General features: G+C 68.1%; 13 protein-coding genes and 3 pseudogenes. 3 read left to right on the top strand and 13 right to left on the bottom strand.

Annotated elements, in window-relative coordinates; translation table 11 throughout:
- Positions 1-14: 14 nt before the first annotated feature.
- Entirely contained in the window at positions 15-2,120 is a 2,106-nt protein-coding gene (locus ACTYVM_RS36200; RefSeq protein WP_445527459.1) for an ISAzo13 family transposase, read from the bottom strand.
- Positions 2,121-2,175: 55 nt separating this feature from the next.
- A pseudogene (locus tag ACTYVM_RS36195) lies at positions 2,176-2,946 on the bottom strand (IS256 family transposase); the annotation flags it as partial.
- On the opposite strand from ACTYVM_RS36195, the gene ACTYVM_RS36190 reads away from it, so the two are divergent.
- Positions 2,917-3,678 (top strand): HAD-IA family hydrolase, encoded by a 762-nt coding sequence (locus ACTYVM_RS36190; protein ID WP_445529993.1) that lies wholly within the window; start codon positions 2,917-2,919, stop codon positions 3,676-3,678. The pseudogene ACTYVM_RS36195 and the gene ACTYVM_RS36190 sit on opposite strands and share 30 nt — an antisense overlap.
- 385 nt (positions 3,679-4,063) lie before the next feature.
- On the opposite strand, the gene ACTYVM_RS36185 is transcribed toward ACTYVM_RS36190, so the two are convergent.
- The 5 genes and pseudogenes from ACTYVM_RS36185 to ACTYVM_RS36165 form a co-directional block, all read right to left on the bottom strand.
- A complete protein-coding gene (locus ACTYVM_RS36185) occupies positions 4,064-4,762 on the bottom strand; it encodes an alpha/beta fold hydrolase (protein ID WP_445529992.1) in 699 nt (232 codons plus the stop codon).
- A gap of 140 nt (positions 4,763-4,902) precedes the next feature.
- Positions 4,903-5,424 carry a hypothetical protein gene (locus ACTYVM_RS36180; protein ID WP_445529991.1) on the bottom strand — a complete coding sequence of 174 codons (522 nt, stop codon included), beginning with the start codon at positions 5,422-5,424 and terminating at the stop codon, positions 4,903-4,905.
- Between the two features lie 71 nt (positions 5,425-5,495).
- The gene (locus tag ACTYVM_RS36175) at positions 5,496-6,596 is read right to left on the bottom strand and encodes a hypothetical protein (protein ID WP_445529990.1); all 1,101 of its coding nucleotides are present in this window, start codon (positions 6,594-6,596) and stop codon (positions 5,496-5,498) included.
- 504 nt (positions 6,597-7,100) lie between these two features.
- Entirely contained in the window at positions 7,101-7,463 is a 363-nt protein-coding gene (locus ACTYVM_RS36170) for a Ku protein (RefSeq protein ID WP_445529989.1), read from the bottom strand.
- 35 nt (positions 7,464-7,498) lie between these two features.
- Positions 7,499-7,666, bottom strand: a pseudogene (locus ACTYVM_RS36165) (GntR family transcriptional regulator); the annotation flags it as partial.
- Between the two features lie 85 nt (positions 7,667-7,751).
- On the opposite strand from ACTYVM_RS36165, the pseudogene ACTYVM_RS36160 reads away from it, so the two are divergent.
- Positions 7,752-8,822 (top strand): annotated as a pseudogene (locus ACTYVM_RS36160) (Tn3 family transposase); the annotation flags it as partial.
- 307 nt (positions 8,823-9,129) lie between these two features.
- Here the strand turns inward: ACTYVM_RS36160 and ACTYVM_RS36150 are convergent.
- The gene (locus ACTYVM_RS36150; protein ID WP_445529988.1) at positions 9,130-10,248 is read right to left on the bottom strand and encodes a serine hydrolase domain-containing protein; all 1,119 of its coding nucleotides are present in this window, start codon (positions 10,246-10,248) and stop codon (positions 9,130-9,132) included.
- 172 nt (positions 10,249-10,420) lie between these two features.
- On the opposite strand from ACTYVM_RS36150, the gene ACTYVM_RS36145 reads away from it, so the two are divergent.
- The gene (locus ACTYVM_RS36145) at positions 10,421-11,080 is read left to right on the top strand and encodes a TetR/AcrR family transcriptional regulator (protein WP_445529987.1); all 660 of its coding nucleotides are present in this window, start codon (positions 10,421-10,423) and stop codon (positions 11,078-11,080) included.
- Between the two features lie 37 nt (positions 11,081-11,117).
- Here ACTYVM_RS36145 and ACTYVM_RS36140 read toward each other — a convergent pair whose 3' ends face one another.
- The 5 genes from ACTYVM_RS36140 to ACTYVM_RS36120 form a co-directional block, all read right to left on the bottom strand.
- A complete protein-coding gene (locus tag ACTYVM_RS36140) occupies positions 11,118-12,284 on the bottom strand; it encodes an IS30 family transposase (RefSeq protein WP_445529995.1) in 1,167 nt (388 codons plus the stop codon).
- A gap of 127 nt (positions 12,285-12,411) precedes the next feature.
- Positions 12,412-13,839: an MFS transporter gene (locus tag ACTYVM_RS36135; protein WP_445529986.1), complete on the bottom strand. Its 1,428-nt coding sequence runs from the start codon at positions 13,837-13,839 to the stop codon at positions 12,412-12,414.
- Positions 13,836-14,492: a TetR/AcrR family transcriptional regulator gene (locus ACTYVM_RS36130; RefSeq protein ID WP_445529985.1), complete on the bottom strand. Its 657-nt coding sequence runs from the start codon at positions 14,490-14,492 to the stop codon at positions 13,836-13,838. Before ACTYVM_RS36130 ends, ACTYVM_RS36135 begins: the two co-directional genes overlap by 4 nt.
- Before the next feature lie 61 nt (positions 14,493-14,553).
- Complete coding sequence (locus tag ACTYVM_RS36125) at positions 14,554-15,255, bottom strand: Tn3 family transposase (RefSeq protein ID WP_445529994.1); 702 nt, start codon at positions 15,253-15,255, stop codon at positions 14,554-14,556.
- A gap of 91 nt (positions 15,256-15,346) precedes the next feature.
- Complete coding sequence (locus ACTYVM_RS36120; RefSeq protein ID WP_445529984.1) at positions 15,347-15,919, bottom strand: recombinase family protein; 573 nt, start codon at positions 15,917-15,919, stop codon at positions 15,347-15,349.
- Positions 15,920-15,945: the final 26 nt, after the last annotated feature.

Here is a 15,945-nt window from a genome sequence, read left to right as displayed (position 1 = left end):
GAAGCTGTAAAGAATCAACCTGTTGGCGTGTCGCTATCCGGTGGGACTGCGGCGAAGAGTTCGTCCGCGGTGCGGTAGCGGGTAGGTGCGGGGACAGGGGTGTGTCCTTCCTGCTGGAGGAGGGGGCGAGTTTCGCGGACGGCATTGCCGGTCGAGGATCGGCAGACGTCGCCGAGTGCCTCGGTGAGGACGTCGAGTGTGCACAGCTTCCGCATGTAGAGGATGGTCAGCAGGACGCGTTCACTGTTGCTGATCTTCTGGGGGAAGACGCCGCTGCGGGTACCGGGCTGGCGCGGGCCGCCGCGTCGTTGATGGCCGAGGCGCTCGGCCAGGGCGGTCTGCCGTGGAGCGAGCCGCTGGGTGAGCTGGTGCAGTTCGTCTCGGGTGAGACCAGTCAGCACGGGATGCGACAGCCGCTCGATGATCCCGTATCGGGCCGGTCGTTGATCGCTGTCCAGGAAGGTGAGCAGGGCATCGGTGGTGGGGAAGCGGACGGCGGCCACGCCGGGATCGTGATCGTGGTCTTCGAGGACTTCGCGGGTCTCCTTGACGTGGTCGGCGATGCAGGTGGCGGTGACCTCCAGCAGGTCGGCGAGCACGTTCAAGGAGCACACCTGGCGCTGGTAGAGGAGTGTCAGCAGCAGGCGGGCGGCATCATCGAACAGGGGCTTGCTGCCTCGCAGCTTGCCAGTCGCGCGGCGGGCCCGGCCGCCGCGTTGTTCGCTGTATCGCTGGTGGGCGCGGGCGGCCTGCGCCGGAGCCAGGGCGGTGGCGAGTTCCTCAAGCCGTGCGCTGCTCAGGCCGGTCAGCCGCTCATCGGCCAGGCGGTGCAACATGGCCTGGCGGCGCCGGGCGGGGCCGCCCGCCTCGCCGACGGGAGCCGGGGCGGCAGCGTCGGAGGCGTCTTGAGGGTGGAGGGTGTAGTTCCAGGTGCTATGGACGGCATGCCGTTCCAGCGGTAGGGCCTGGAAACGCTCTTTGCTAATGGCGATGCCGGTGGGGTAGTCATCGGTATCGAGGACGGCTTCGACGCGCAGACCGCCGCGGGTGCGGGTCGCTGCGATCGTCTTGACGACCACTTCGTGGCTGGTCAGCGGGCGCCCACGCCAGTTGTGGGTGATGTGCGAGAACAGCCGGTGCTCAATCTTGTTCCACTTCGAGGTACCCGGAGGAAAGTGACACACCGTGATGCTCAGGCCCGTCTCTGCGGCCAGGGCGGCCAGTTCACTCTTCCAGACCCGGTAGCGGTAGCCGTTGGAGCCTCCTGCGTCCGAGGTGATCAGCAGCCGGGTGGCGTGGGGGTAGTCGAGGCTGCCTCGTGATTGCCACCAGCGGCGGATCGACTCCACGGCGAAGACGGAGGTGTCGTGGTCGACGCCGACGTTGACCCAGCCTGTGTTGCGGGTGATGTCGTAGATCCCGTACGGGATCGCCTGCTGCACATCCGGGCCGCTGAAGAAGAAGTGGTGGTCCTCGACCTGAACCGGCTCGCCCTTCGGGCGCCACTCCCGCCCAGCCATCGGCAGCCGCCCGATCTGCTCCCGCTTCTTCGTGTCCACGCTGATCATCGGCTCGCCGTCGGCCTGGTGCTGCTTGACCTGCTCGTTGATGTAGCGGAACTGAGCATCCCGGTCCGGGTGCTGGGCGCCTTCGAGGGTCTTGACGTTCGCCTGCAGACTGAAGCCCTCCTGCCGCAGCAGCCGGCCCACCGTCGGCGCGGACACCGGGTGCCCCTGCCTGCTCAGCTCTTCGGCCAGATTGCGCAGGGACTTCGTCGTCCACCGCAACGGAGATTCCGGATCACCCCGCTCGTCCGGCTCGACCAGCCCCAGCAACGCCTTCAACAGTGCAGGATCGATCTCTTCGGCCCGCTTGCGGCCACCACCCGGCGCACGGATACGACCGCTGGGCAACCCGGCACCCGCATCGAGTTCCGACACTCCCCGGCGCACGGTGGTCTCGCTGACCTCGGCGATCCGCGCCACCGTGCGTATGCCGCCGTGCCCGAGCAGCCGGGCCTCCGTCGCCAGGGCCAGTCGCCGCTGTCTCTCGTTCAGATGCGGCAACAACACGGCGAATCTGCAACGGAGTTGGGAGCAGACATCCTCTGGAACCGCCATACCAAGGCAACGAGCCCACAGACGAGAAGCAACACCTTGATTCTTTACAGCTTCAGTGGGTGCGGCAGCGCTGCCAGGATGCGCCGGGCAGCACCGCGCCGATGGCGTCGACCAGGCCGGCGTGGGCATCGGAGACGACCAGCTGGACACCGCTCAGGCCGCGGGCGATCAGTGAGCGCAGGAAGGCCAGCCAGCCGGCGCCGTCCTCGGCGGTGGCGACGTCCAGGCCGAGGATCTCGCGGTGGCCGTCGGCGTTGACCCCGACCGCGATCAGGGCGTGGACGTTGACGATGCGGCCGCCCTCGCGGACCTTCTGCGTGAGGGCGTCGACCCAGACGAACGCATACGGTCCGGCGTCCAGGGGCCGGTTCCGGAACGCGGTGACCTGCTCGTCCAGGTGCCGGGCCATCGCGGAGACCTGGGACTTCGACAGCTGGGTGACGCCGAGGGACTCGGCGAGCTTCTCGACCCGCCGGGTGGAAACACCGAGCAGGTAGGCGGTGGCGACCACCGAGATCAGAGCCTGCTCGGCCCGGCGGCGCCGTTCGAGGAGCCAGTGCGGGAAGTAGCTGCCGGACCTGAGCTTGGGGATGGCCAGTTCTACGGTTCCCGCCCTGGTGTCCCACTCACGTGGGCGGTAGCCGTTGCGGTGGTTCACTCTCTCCTCGCTGACCTGCCCGTATTCGGCGTTGCACAGAGCGTCAGCCTCCGCGGACATGAGCGCGTCGGCGAACGTTTTGATCATCGCGCGCAGCAGATCGGGACTCGCCGAGGCGAGGTTGTCCTCGGTGAGGGCGTGCAGGGGCAGACTGTCGGGTGCGGTCATCGTGCTGATCTCCTTCGAGGCTTCGACACTTCGAAGATCAGCCGGTGGCCGTTCATCTATGCGGGCCTCATCCCGACGCCGGAGCAAACCCCCGGATCAGGTCGAACCCGTACACCACTTCCCTGGACGCAACCCCTGGTGGACTCTGCAGGCGCTCACCGGAGAGTCTGGACGTCCTGGTCGCGGGTACGGGGACTGGACCCTGAGAAGGTCTGGCCGCTCACCTTCGGACGTCGCCCGGAGGACACCGTCAGGGAGGCGGCTCCGCATCTGGATCCGACCATCGAACGTAATGTGCTCGATGAGCTGTTGGTCCAGGAAAAGGGCAGTTTCCCGCCAATCGACGGAGCTGCCGATCTGCTGGAAGCGTTGTCCGACAGCCCGTGGGCGATCGTGACCTCTGGTGACCGGGACTCTGTCACAGAGCGTTTCGCGGCGGCCGGCCTGCCCCTCCCCGCGGTGCAGGTCTATGGCAGCGATGTGGAACACGCGAAGCCTGCGCCGGACTGTTTTTCCCTGGCTGCCGCTCGGCTTGGCATAGCCCCCGCTGAGTGCCTGGTCGTTGAGGACGCGCCAGCGGGCGTATGCGCGGCTGTGGCGGCCGGCTGCAACGTGATCGGCTTGACGACCACACATTTGGAAGCGTCTCTTTGGCAGGCACACATGTGCGCTGCCTCTTTGGCCGAAGTGCGAGACATGCTGACCGCAAGGGGACTTTTGACCAGCTCCTGAAGCGAGAAGGCGCTCCAAGGTGAACCGGCAAGGCCCCCGCAAACGAGGGCGATCACGGCGTTGGTAGCGGTGTACTGGACGGCGCTGGCAGCGTGGGCGGTGGCGTGCCGGTTGAAGCCTTCCGGCACAGGGTGCTGGCGCCGGAACTCCTCTAGCGTCTTGGCGAAGGGAAGGAAGACAGCCGCCCTGCGAAACTGCCCGATCGTGGCATCGTCGTCGATGTCGACGGTGGGGACGCTCTGCCTGATCTTGGTGTAACCGGGCCACCAGCCCCTATCGGTGAGCCACGCCGGGTTGGCAAAGGCCAGACCACGAACAAACGAGTGGCTGTGATCAGCGCAGTTGATACAACGCTGGCAAGGAGTCCGCAAGCATTGACCTGCGGTCACGCCCCGGCTATGTCGAGGAGGATCTCCGACAGTTCTCGTGGTTGGGAGAACATCGGCCAGTGGCCGGTGTCCATCTCGATCAGCCGCCAGCGCCCGCTGGTCAGCAGCTGGGCTACGTCGTCGCTCGGCTCGGGGTCACCGAGCGTGCACTTGATGTAAGTCGCCGGGAGGTCGCCGAGTGGCCTTTCCAGCACGGCGGGTTCGGTCAGCGTGGCGCCCGGGTGCGGCGTCGAACCGCCCACGATCCGTGCGATCTGCTCATCGGTGAGACCGTGGCCTTCGAAGTGGGCCGCGGGCGCGACCGGCCAGAATCCTCCGTTCTCGGCGATCGATGCCCTCACCATCGCCCCGCCGTCCGGCCAGGCGGAGACGAACGGTTCACCATCGGCCGGAATACTGGAGTCAAGGAAGACCACGTGCGCTAGCCGGTCACCGATCCGCCCGGCGGCCTGACCGCTTGGGACACCCGAGTAGCTGTGACCTACCAGAACGACGTCACGCAGGTCCTGGCGCTCGACCTCATCAACGATGTCCAGGACGTGGGTCTGCTGCCCGGCTGGCACGCCTTGCTTCTCAGCGAGACCAGACAGCGTCAGCGGGCGGATGCCATGGCCGGCCGCACGCAGACGCGGCACCACATCGTCCCACGCCCACGATCCGAGTCGCGCACCTGCAATTAGCACAAAGTTCGCCATGGCCGCACCGTAGCGGAGCTGCCCGACGACCGCTCCGGAAATATTTTCGATACACGCCCTAGCTACGCGGCGGTCAGTTGTCCCCTGGTGTCCGAGCTGGGATTCCGGGGCCATCAACGAGTGGCTGTGACCCTCGGCCGTTACGCGGTGGGATCCACGTTCCACGTGTCCGGCAGATTGCTGCCGCAGAAGACGCAGACGAAGTCGTCCTCGCGCACGATGTTGTGCTCCTGGCAGTCAGGGCACCGCCGGAACACCACCTCGTGGGTGAAGCCGGAGGGCCGCCCGAGCCCTACACGGTCCAGAGCACGGGCGACTGCCGACCAGGAAGTCACGTCCGGGCAGTAACCGGTGGACTGGTTGCTGACCTCGCCCACGGCCCACCAGTCCGCCTCACGCACGAAGCCGATCTCGCCGGCACTCAGAACCATGCCTCCGCCGGCACAGGCCACGTGCTCGCTTCGCCGCGGCGCCAGCCGAAGCACCCCGTCCGTGTCGACCACGAAGGTGAACGGTTCGGCCAGCTCCGCCGCCGATCGCCCAGCAATCCAGCCGCCGAACTCTGCCGCCGAGCTGATCCGGCACCCGCCGCTGCCAGGCCGGACTGCTGTCTTCAGCTCGACCGGTCCGACGTATCGGTAACTCCGCCCCCGCGCACTCACTTGAGCCAACCTAGAGCACTTCCGACACACGCCCTAGTGGTAACGACCTCGTACTCGTTGTCTGCGTGTCTTCAGCCGCGAACGGAGAACTTCAGGAGCTTGTGTTTCTCCTTGACCTCTGTAAAGCAACAATCCGGACCTGCCACGTCAAGGGTGATCTCCGTGTTCTTCCCCTGGGGCACTCCCACCAGCAGGAGGTCAACCGTTCGAGACCCGCCGAGGTCGGTTCGCGAGCCCAAGGAGAAGTCGCTGCTGCAAACACCGTCCACGAGCCCATCCGCCTGGGAGCCGTCCTCAGGGATGTGGCGTAGGGTGACCATACCGTCGGGCACCTTCGCGGTGACTGTCACAGTATCCGCCATGTACTCGCTGCCCAGGGCATAGTCCCATTGAGGGGAATTTGTGTTCGTGAGCTGGACTGTCACGGGGACGATCGAGGTACCCGACGGGGCGTTCAGCTGGCACGCACCGTAACTCGCCACAGCGGTGCCGGGCGTGACGACGAGCGATCCGCGTGAACGGTACGTGCGCCCCTTTGGATCCGGGTCACCTTGGATCAAGTCGTACTCAACCGTCTTGGCCTCCGATACTTCGGGCTCGCCATTACCAGCGCCGCCAGGATCGGCCCGGTCCCCGGCGGCGGATGACTGGCTGCTTCCTCCTGTCTTGCTGTCGCTGCGAACCCCCTGTGCGACTCCGTAGCCGCCGAGGACGACGGCCAGGACGGCGAACGCACCGATGCCGATGCGGATGTTGCGCTTCTTACTGTTGTCGATGTTGCCGCCAGCGACCTGGTGACCCTTCCCGCTGATGCCGCCGCCGCTGATGTTGACCTGATGGTGCGGTGAACCCGAGGTGGCGGTGCCCTGGTTCGTGGCCTGCTGGTAGGAGGTCACCGCATCATTCATGGCCTGCGCGAACGAGGGGTCGCTCTGCGCGGCGGCAGCGAGCTGGCTCGCGGCTTCCATCCGTCGGCCCGAATCCTGCGGAGCCCCTTCGAGCCCCTCCAGCGCTCTCGCGCCGTCGGCGGTCGACCGCAGACGCTGCCTCACCAGATCCGTCACAGCGCTGGCCGCCATGTTCTGAGCGCTAGCCGCCACGTTCTGGACGACTCCGGCCAGGAAGTCGCCGACGATACCGACCGCCGCTCCCGCCAGGACCCCGAGTTCCATCAAGGCTTTTCCTCCCCGTGCTGTACCCAACTGCCCATGTTTTAAAGGGACTTTAGCCCGCGACGGCGCGGGCGGACGAGATGGGCATCCCGCACCGGAGTGTCGTCGCCTCCGCCAGAGTTGGGTTGCCCGCCGTACCTGCCGCCGTCACACGCGCGCGAGCATGAGCAGACCTCACCGCCACCGCAGGTTGCGGGGGAGTAGCTGCTGCCGCGATATGGCCGGGCCCGTCATGGGCGCTCCGCTCAGCGTGCCGCCGCCGTGCTGACCCGTCCGGCGATCCCGCCGCGGCGCAGTCGCCAATTGGCGACTAGGCCGAGCACTCCTACCTCGGACACCAGCCGCAACGTACGGCATTGACCGACCCCGGTCCCGGCTCCAGATCGACAACATCGACCCGCGAGGCTGCGCCGTACGATCAGCCCAGGTCAAAGCGTCGTCGGAGGGCGCGAGGGCTTAGCGCACGATCTGACATGGATGCTCAACCCTAGGAGCACACGGCTTCTACGAGCCGCGGTCGCCGCGGGCGGCCCGGATACTCGCCTCCAGCGCCGCCATCAGATCCGGCGGCGGACCCTGCGGTGCGGCGGGGGCCTGCAGCTCCCGGCCCGCGCCGAGTGCGGTCACGAGTTGGTTCAGAGCCTCGGCGTAGTCGTCGTGGACGGCCCGGGAGTCGATGCCCTGCATCTGGTTCAGCAGCAGCTCGGCGAGTTCCAGCTCGCGCTCGGTCACCGGCCCAGCCGGCGCAATTCCCGGCTCGCGAATTTCGTCCGGCCAGAAGACGGTGTGGACCACCAGCACACCGTGCCGGGGATGCAGGACCGCGAGCCGCTCCCGGGAGCGGAGGGCCGTCCTGGCGATCCCCACCAGGCCAGTGCGTGCCAGCGCGGCGACCAGGAGCTCGTAGGGGCCATCGGCTCCCAGGATTCGGAAAGCTGGACGGGTTGCCCGTCGGTGAGAAACTCGTAGTGCGTATTGACGCAGAGTTCTCCGGGACTGATGGCAAGCCGGTCGGCGATGGGCGCGGGGGCGGGGACGCGCACCTGGCTGTGTGAATCCCAGGCGTTGGCCCTGCCCCGCTCTCTCTCTACTGTCGGGCCAGGGAGGAGAGTCCTGGCCCTCGGGGAGTATCCGAACGGAAATTAGCGGTAGCGGGACGATCTTGATTCCGGTTCGGTGACGTGCCGGTTTTGCCTGGTCAGCGGGCTCTACGGTCCTCGGCATGCCTGTTGCACCGTGCGCCCGTTCCCAGCCCTGCTGGGCGAGTCCGACGCGCTGGGTGCGACCCCGGCCGGGCGGCGCCTGTTGAGGGCGGTGCGCCGTCTGCCCGCGCTGTCCCGGCGCCGGGTCAAGGACCAGCCGCTGCTGCCGCGCGAGGTTGACGCCGAGCTGGTCCCGGCGATGTGGAAGCGTGCGGTGTTCTCCAACGCCAAGCTGGCCCAGGGCGCGGTCGACCAGGACGCGTACGTGGTGTGCGTGCTGGAGCAGCTGCACCGCGCGCTGAACCGGCGCGACGTGTTCGCCGCCCCGTCGAACCGGTGGGCCGACCCCCGGGACCGGCTGCTGGACGGGACACGGTGGGAGGCGATGAAGTCGGATGTGCTCGCGGGCCTGTCCCTGGCCGAGGACGCCGGCGAGCACCTGGCCCAGCTCACCCGCGGGCTCGATGCCGCGTGGCGGCAGAGGGCCGACCGCCTTCGGGAGGCCGGCGACGACGCGAAGGTGGAGATCGTCGTCCCCGAGGGCGGGGGACGCGCCCGGCTGTCGGTGGACAAGCTCGGCGCGGTGGGCGAGCCGGAGTCGCTGACCTGGCTCAAGACCACCACGGAGGCGATGCTCCCGAGGATCGACCTGCCGGACCGGCTGTTCGAGGTGCACTCCTGGACCGGGTTCCTCGACTCCTTCGGGCACGTCTCCGACCGGCGCACCCGCATGGAGGGGCTGCTCGTCTCCCTGGTCGCGCTACTGGTCTCACAGAGCTGCGACATCGGGCTGACCCCGGTCATCGATCCAGAGAACAAGGCCCTGACCCGATCGCGGCTGTCCCACGTCGACCAGAACTACCTGCGCGCCGACACCATCGCCGCGGCGAACGCCGCGCTCATCACCGCCCAGTCCGGGATCGAGCTGGCCCAGATGTGGGGCGGGGGGCTGCTCGCCTCCGTCGACGGCCTTCGCTTCGTCGTCCCGGTCAAGAGCATCAACACCGGGCCCTCGCCCAAGTACTAGGGTCTTGGGGAACCGTCCGCGCCAGGTCAAAAACTTCAGCTGGACGGCGAAGCCCAGCCTCGTGGACCCGCTCTTGTTCCGTAACCAGCCCGCCTCGTCACCGGACAGGGTGAAGTGGTCCACCACCCCGTCCAGACCCAGATCCCGCCGCACACCAGCCCCTTCCGTCACCCCCGTGATAGGCACTCGGGCTGGACGGTAGAAGCGGCGCTGTACAGCGGACGCGGATATCCGGGAACCGCCCCGGCACGGCGGCCGGACCCGGTAAAAGGCGTCCGGACGGCCGTCTCTCTGCCCGGCCCGGTCAGCCGTACATCGCCACACGGTAGAGAGCCGCAAGCGCGTCGTCGATGGGATGGGGCTGCGGCTTGCCGGAGGAGTCGAGCCTATTCCACCTCTGCAGGTTCACCGCGACCGCCATCTGCCGCTTGCCGTCGGCACGGGTCATGGCCAGCGCTCCACCACCCCAGACCGTGCCGCCATGGCCCCAGAAGGTGGCCTGACCGGGACCCTCCAACGGGTGCAGGCCGAGGCCGTAGTCGATCGTCCTTCCCTCTTGGGAGACGACCGGGACAGTGCGTTGCATCTGCGCCAGCGACGACGGGCTGACGATCTCCCCGGCCAGCAGCATGCCGAAGAAGCGGTTGAGGTCCGCGACGGTTGATATCAGCGAGGCCGACGGCCCCACCCATGACATGTCGTAGACGCTGTAGTCGCGCGGCGGGTCGATCATGCCGAACCACGCCTCGTAGAGCTGCGAGTGCGGCCCGTTGACGTACGGTTCGAGGGGAAGTTCGGTGTCCCGGAGCCCGGCGCGCTCGATGACGTTCCGGGTGATATACCGCTCGGCCGTGGTGTCGGTCACCTGTTCCAGGAGTTGGACGAGGAGCAGGTAGTTGGTGTTGGAGTACACCCCCGGAGTGCCGCCCGGGGCGCCGACGGCAGGTGCGGTGACCCCCATCTCGATCAGTTCAGCGGGGTCGAACCGCGTGTGCCGGTGGTCGTCCAGGCTCTGGGGGCCGGTATCCGCGAGGGCGGGGAACGCCTTGAGGGAGGGGTAGGCGTACGGGAGGTACTCGGCGAGGCCGCTGGTGTGGTTGATCAGCATCCGGACCGTGATCGCGCCACCGCGTTCTCCGGGAACCAGCCCCGGAAGATACCGGCCGATCGGTGTGTCCAGACCGATCTGACCGCTCTCGACCTGCTGCAGGACCGCTGCGGCGGTGAAGGTCTTGGTGATGCTGCCGACCCGGTGCCGCATGTCGGCGGTGACGAGGCGACCGGTGGCGACATCGGCGACCCCGGCGGCGCCGCGCCAGACCTGGTCGCCGTCACGCACCTCGGCGAACAGGCCCGGCATCCCGGCGCGGTGGACGTTTTCGATGGCTGCGTTCAGCGCCGCGGAATCCAGTGGGTTCTTCACGTCATGCGTCCTTTCGTGTTCCCCGGGGTGAGCTCCGCATCGGTCGCCTGACCCGGATAACAGGGCACGAGTGGCATGCCGGTCCGCCCGGCATGCTCATGTCCTCATTATGCACGCACTGCGTGCAACGCCAAGTGCATAAGTTAGACTTAGATCCGGCGAGAGGAGCAAGATGGCAGGCCGAAGGCGCTGGTCAACCGAAGAGATCCTGGATGCGGCGGCGGAACTGCTGCGCACAAGTGACGCGGATTCGTTCAGCGTGCGCAAGCTGGCCGCGGCCCTCGGGACCGATTCCTCCAGCCTCTACCGGCACTTCCGCAGCAAGACCGAACTACTGCGCGCGGTCGCCGACCGGATTCTCCTGGCCGCGATGGACGGCTACCGCCCCGAGGGCGACTGGAAGCAGCGCATCACGTCCCTGGCCCTGCGCGTGAGAGAGGCCTTCGGGCAGCAGCCCCAGCTCGCCGCGGTCTGGGGACGCTACGCATCAAGCGGCACCGGTTCCCGGCTGGTCATGGAAGAGGCGCTAGAGGCGCTGCGCGCGTCGGGACTGCCCGACGAAGAGATCCCGGCGCGCTACCACCGGATCGCGGTCCTCCTTGCCGCGCTGATCGCCTCCGAGGCCGGGGTCAGCGCGGTCACCCCGGAAGAGCACGAACAGGGCATGGAGCTGTTTCGCGTGGCGGTTCTGGGCGCCGACCCCGAACGCTTCCCGAACCTGGCCCACTTCGCCCGCGACGTCCGCCCCCTCGGGGTGGATCGCCGCGCCGCGTTCGAAGAGATCCTCGCCGCCCAACTCGCCCACATCGAGGCCGCAATCTGCCCGAGCTAGCCGACCGGCTCGGGAGTGTCGGCAAACGTTGGCGAGCTCAAGCGGTCAGCGCATCACCGCTGTTCAGGAGGTCAGCGTAGACCTCTGCCGGAGTGCGATAGTCATGGGTCTTGCGCGGACGATGGTTGAGTTCATGGGCGATGGCGTCCAGCTCGGCCTGGCTGAACGTTCGGAGGTCCGCGCCCTTGGGAAGGTACTGCCGAAGCAGTCGGTTGGTGTTCTCGTTGGTGCCGCGCTGCCATGGGCTCCGCGGCTTGCAGAGGTATACCGGCATCCCGGTCTTGACGGTGATGGCCTGGTGCTCGGCCATTTCCCGGCCCCGGTCCCAGGTGAGCGTCCGCCGCAGTTTAGGCGGGATTCCGAGCAGACTCCTGGTGAGGTGCGGAGTGACCTGCTCAGCCTTGATGCCGTCCGGCAGCGCGACGATGGCCGTGTAGCGGCTGGTGCGCTCGACGAGCGTGGCGACCGCCGACGGCCGGGTGCCCATCACGAGGTCGCCCTCCCAATGGCCGGGCACCTTGCGGTCCTCGGCCTCGGCGGGGCGGGCAGTGATGGACACCATGCCGCGGATGATGCCCCGCCCGGTGGGCCGACGGGCGATCTTCGGGCGGCGCATGGGCCTGGCTGACCGCAGCCGCTGGGTGAGGCTGCGGTCGATCGCCTGGCGCCGACGAGGGTCGTAGAGCGAGAGGTAGATCGCTTCGTGCGAGATCTGCATGGAGGCGTCACCGGGGAACTCGCGTCGCAGCCATCCTGCGATCTGCTCGGGGGACCAGCACAGGGCCAGCTTGGCCTCCACCAGCGCCCGTAGAGCGGGCCGTTGGGCGAGCTTGGCCTGCTTGGGCCGGCGCCCACGCGCGTAGGCGGCCGCATCGGCGGACGCGGCGCGGTAGCGGTCCCGGCCGCCGTTGCGGGCGATCTCGCGGGAGACGGTCGAAGGCGATCTGCCCAGCCGCTGGGCCAACTGCCGGGCAGATTCTCCGGCAGCGATGCCGCGGGATATCTCTTCGCGCTCGCCGCCGGTCAGGTGCCGCTCTGATCGCTGCTGCGGGGTGAGACGGACGCCGCCGCTTTGGGACAGGAACTGGCGGACGTGGTGCATTGGCGCCCCGAGGGCCCGCCCGATCAAGCTGAACGACTGCCCCTCGCGCCAGCGTCTCCAGATCTCATCCTGCTGAGCTGGCGAAAACCCGTAGTCACGCACCTGTGCCTCCACGATCACATGATCATTCGTGGGCGGTGCGTTGATCACTTGAGGGTGCCATCGTTTGCCGACACTGAATATCGGTCTGGTACATGACCGGATCAGCCTGGGTGTGTTCGTCGGTTGCTCAACTGTTTGTGTGTCGAGCGGGTGCTGCCTGTGGTGTTGGTGCTTGCGCCGGGGGCGCAGCGGTCGTGTCGTCTCCTTCCTGGTGGGCCGGGCGCCGGGGCAGCCTCGACGCGGGCAGCAGGCCGAGAGTGGCGAGTGCGGCCAGGATCAGCAGAGTGGAGCTCATGGTTGAAGCAGCGGTGCCGGTTGCGCTGGCCGCGACGGCGATGCCGAAGGTCGGCCCGGTGTTCATGGCGGTCTGCTTGAGTCCGCTGACGACCCCGGCGTACCCGGGCGGCGCGTCACCGACGACGGTCCCGGTGGCGGTGACCATCACGGTGGCGAACCCGGCACCGATGGCGGCAAAGGCTGCAGCCATGGCCATCCATGTGCTGGCGGGACCGAGCCGGGACAGCCCCGCGATGCCGACCACGACGAGGACCGTACCGGCGATCGCTGTGTGGCGCGCACCGTACCGGCGTAGTGCGGCGACCGCGGCGGGTGAGCCGAGGACCATGAGCGCGGTCAGCGGGAGTACGCGCAGACCGCTGGCGAGTGGGTCGAGTCGAAGTACGTCCTGGAGGTAGAAGGTGGCCCTGAACAGCGCGCCGAACATGGCGGCGGTCGTGACCAGCAGGATCGCCATCGAAGCCGTCACTGGTACGGACCGTGCTACAGCTGGTGGAACGATCGGGTGCGTGGTGCGGCGTTCGTGCCAGGTGAGCACGGTTGCGGCGCCGATGACGGCGAGGAATTCGAGCAGCGTCGGCGCGGCGGTCCACCCCCGCGCGGGTATGTCGGCCAAGGCGTGGACCAGGATTGCGAGAGCGACCGCTAGCAGGCCGGCGCTGGTGAGGTTGAGCCGTGGAGAGTTGGCACGTTGAGGTGCCGGCGTCCGTACGGCGACGGCGAGGACGGCGATGACGAACGCGAGGGGCACGTTGACCCAGAAGACGGCGCGCCATCCCAAATGAGCCACGAGAACACCGCCCAGGAGCGGACCGGACCCTGCCGCCACCGCGATCGCACTGGTGCGAATGGCGATCGGCTTGCTGAGCCGGTCCGCAGGATACGCCAGCCGTAGCAGCGCGAGCGTCGCAGGTTGTAGGAACGCGGCGAACCCGCCCTGCACCGCGCGCAGGACGATCACCCAACCGACGGTCGGCGCGAGCGCGATCCCGGCCGAGGCAGCCCCGAAACCGAGGACGCCGACGAACAGCAGGCGCGGGTGCCCGTACCGATCCCCGAGGCGCCCGGCGATCACGAGTAACGCGGCCACGGCGACCAGATAGCCGGTGCTCGTCCACTGGATCTGCGCCACGCTCGCGCCGAGATCACGCTGGATGCCGGGCTGCGCCATGAGCAGAATGGTTCCGTCCAGTGCGACGATCACCGCTCCGACCACGCTGACCAGAAGTGCAATCTGCCGCTGTGCGGGTGCGGTCATGAGGTCACCGGGCCGAGGTGGGCGTCCAGAACTGCCGCGATGAGCCGGTCGCGTTGGTCGTCGCCGGGGTCACCGCCCAACGGTGGGGTGCCGAGGGCGAGTTGCAGGCTGCCCCAAGCCCACAGCTGGGCCATGCCGTGAAGGTTCGACCACAGGGCGGCGGCGGTCACCGCGGGCGGCGGTCCGGCCTCGTTCGGCCCGTCGGCGCGTTGGGCGGCATCCCGCTGCGATCGGCATCGGGCGACGAGTTCGGTGAAGTGTCCGAACAGCGGGAGGGTTGACTCGCGCAGCCGCGGTTGGTCCGATGCCTGCGCCGCGCCGTCGAGCAGGTCGTGCCGCCACATGAGTTCGAACATGCCGCGGCGTTCAAGTGCGTACCCGACGTACGCCCGCGCAAGGGCCTCCAGTTGGCCGCGCGGTGTGGTCGTGCCAGCGACCGCGGCCTCGAACATGGCTGCGAGGTCCTCGAAGCCGCGACGGCCGATGGCCGAGAGCAGCGCGTGGTGCGTGGGGAAGTACCGACGCGGCGCCCCGTGCGAAACCCCCGCTCGACGGGCTATTTCCCGCAGGCCCACGGACGCGGAGCCCTCGGTCAGCACAAGGTCGACCCCGACATCGATCAACCGCTCCCGAAGGGAGCTCTCATCAGTCATAGACAGTGTCTACCAAGCATTCGTAGACACTGTCTACTCATTGGGTGAGTGATCATTCTGCTCAGCGGGTGGCGGGGTCCGCCTCGGCTCGCTCGCTCACGGCGGCACGCTGACCGGGAATGGTCACACCTGATAGGTCGAGGCGCTTGTTCATGTCGAGGCGGAACGTGCCGTAGGGGTTGATGTTCGACCAGAACAGCGCGGTCAGCCCGCGCCGGTCCTCGCCGCTCAGCTTCTTCGCCCAGGCTGGCTCGGCGAGCACCCCCTGAAGCAGCAGGGTGTTGATGTGCACGAGACTGCTCTGGAGCAGGTGCAGGGCGAGCATCGAGGTCTCGGCGTGCTCCTTGTCCGGGCCGGTCAGGGCGCCGTCCTTGCCGTAGTGCAGGACGGTGTTCGCGCTGTTCCAGTTCTCCACGACCTGGAGCCCGCCGTGGACCTCCCGACGCAGGCCGGGGCTGGCCAGGTAGTCACACGCGAAGATCGTGCGCACCGCGCGGCCCAGCTCTTCGAGGGCCTGGTAGGTCGGGTGCTTGGGGCCGCCGCGGGTGAAGCGCCGCAGCACCTGTTCCGCCCCGGCGGTGCCCAAGCGCAGGGCGGTGGCGTACTTGACCATCTGGTCGTACTGCTGGGCAATCAGGTCCCAGCGGATCGCCCGGGTCAGGGAGCCGCCGAGCGCTGGCCAGCCGGGCGGGTCGCCGTCGGGCCGGTACAGGCGGATGCTGCCGATGTTCTTCAGCCGGGGCAGCAGCCGGAAGTTGAGCAGCTCAGTGAAGGCGAACCCGACGACGCTCGCGCCGTGGGTGTCGGCCCTGTTCTCCCGAAGCTACGGCGAAGTGACAAGTAGCTCTCTGTAATCAAGGTGACGCTCGGTCAGGGACAGTGAGGCGGGGTCCGGGGACGTCGCCGATCTGGAGGGCGGCGAAGTCGGCGTGGGCCTGCTCGACGACTTCGGGGTACGCCTCGCGCTTGGCGTGCTCGGCGAGCGGGCGGTGGATACTTGCGACGCTGGGGGCCTGACCCTTGCGTTTGCCGGTGGGGATGATCAGGTCGGGCTGGACCTGCTCGACGGACTCGCCGGTCGCGCGGCGACGGAGCACGGTGTGGAGCATGTCGTCGGTGATGACGGGTGGCCGACCGCCGTGCTTGCCCTTGCGGGCCGCCGCATCGAGCCCCTCCAGCGTCGACTCTCGGATGTTCTCCCGCTCGGTCTCCGCCATCGCGGCGAAGAACGCGAACAGCAGACGGCCCGGCCCACTGGGGTCGTACATCCCGGGCACGGGCCCGGCGAGCATCTCCAGGACCAGGCCGTGGGCGGTGAGGTGGTCGACGAGCGTGGTGAGTTCGGCGGCGTCGCGGCCCAGGCGCTTCATCTCGTACACGGTGAAGATGACCCGGCAGTGCGGGGCGTGGGCCTTGATGGGAGCCAATCGGAATACGGGAGAAACGTGCCGTT

This window comes from Streptomyces cyslabdanicus (genome assembly GCF_052663305.1).
This window is presented reverse-complemented; position numbering and strand designations above follow the sequence as displayed.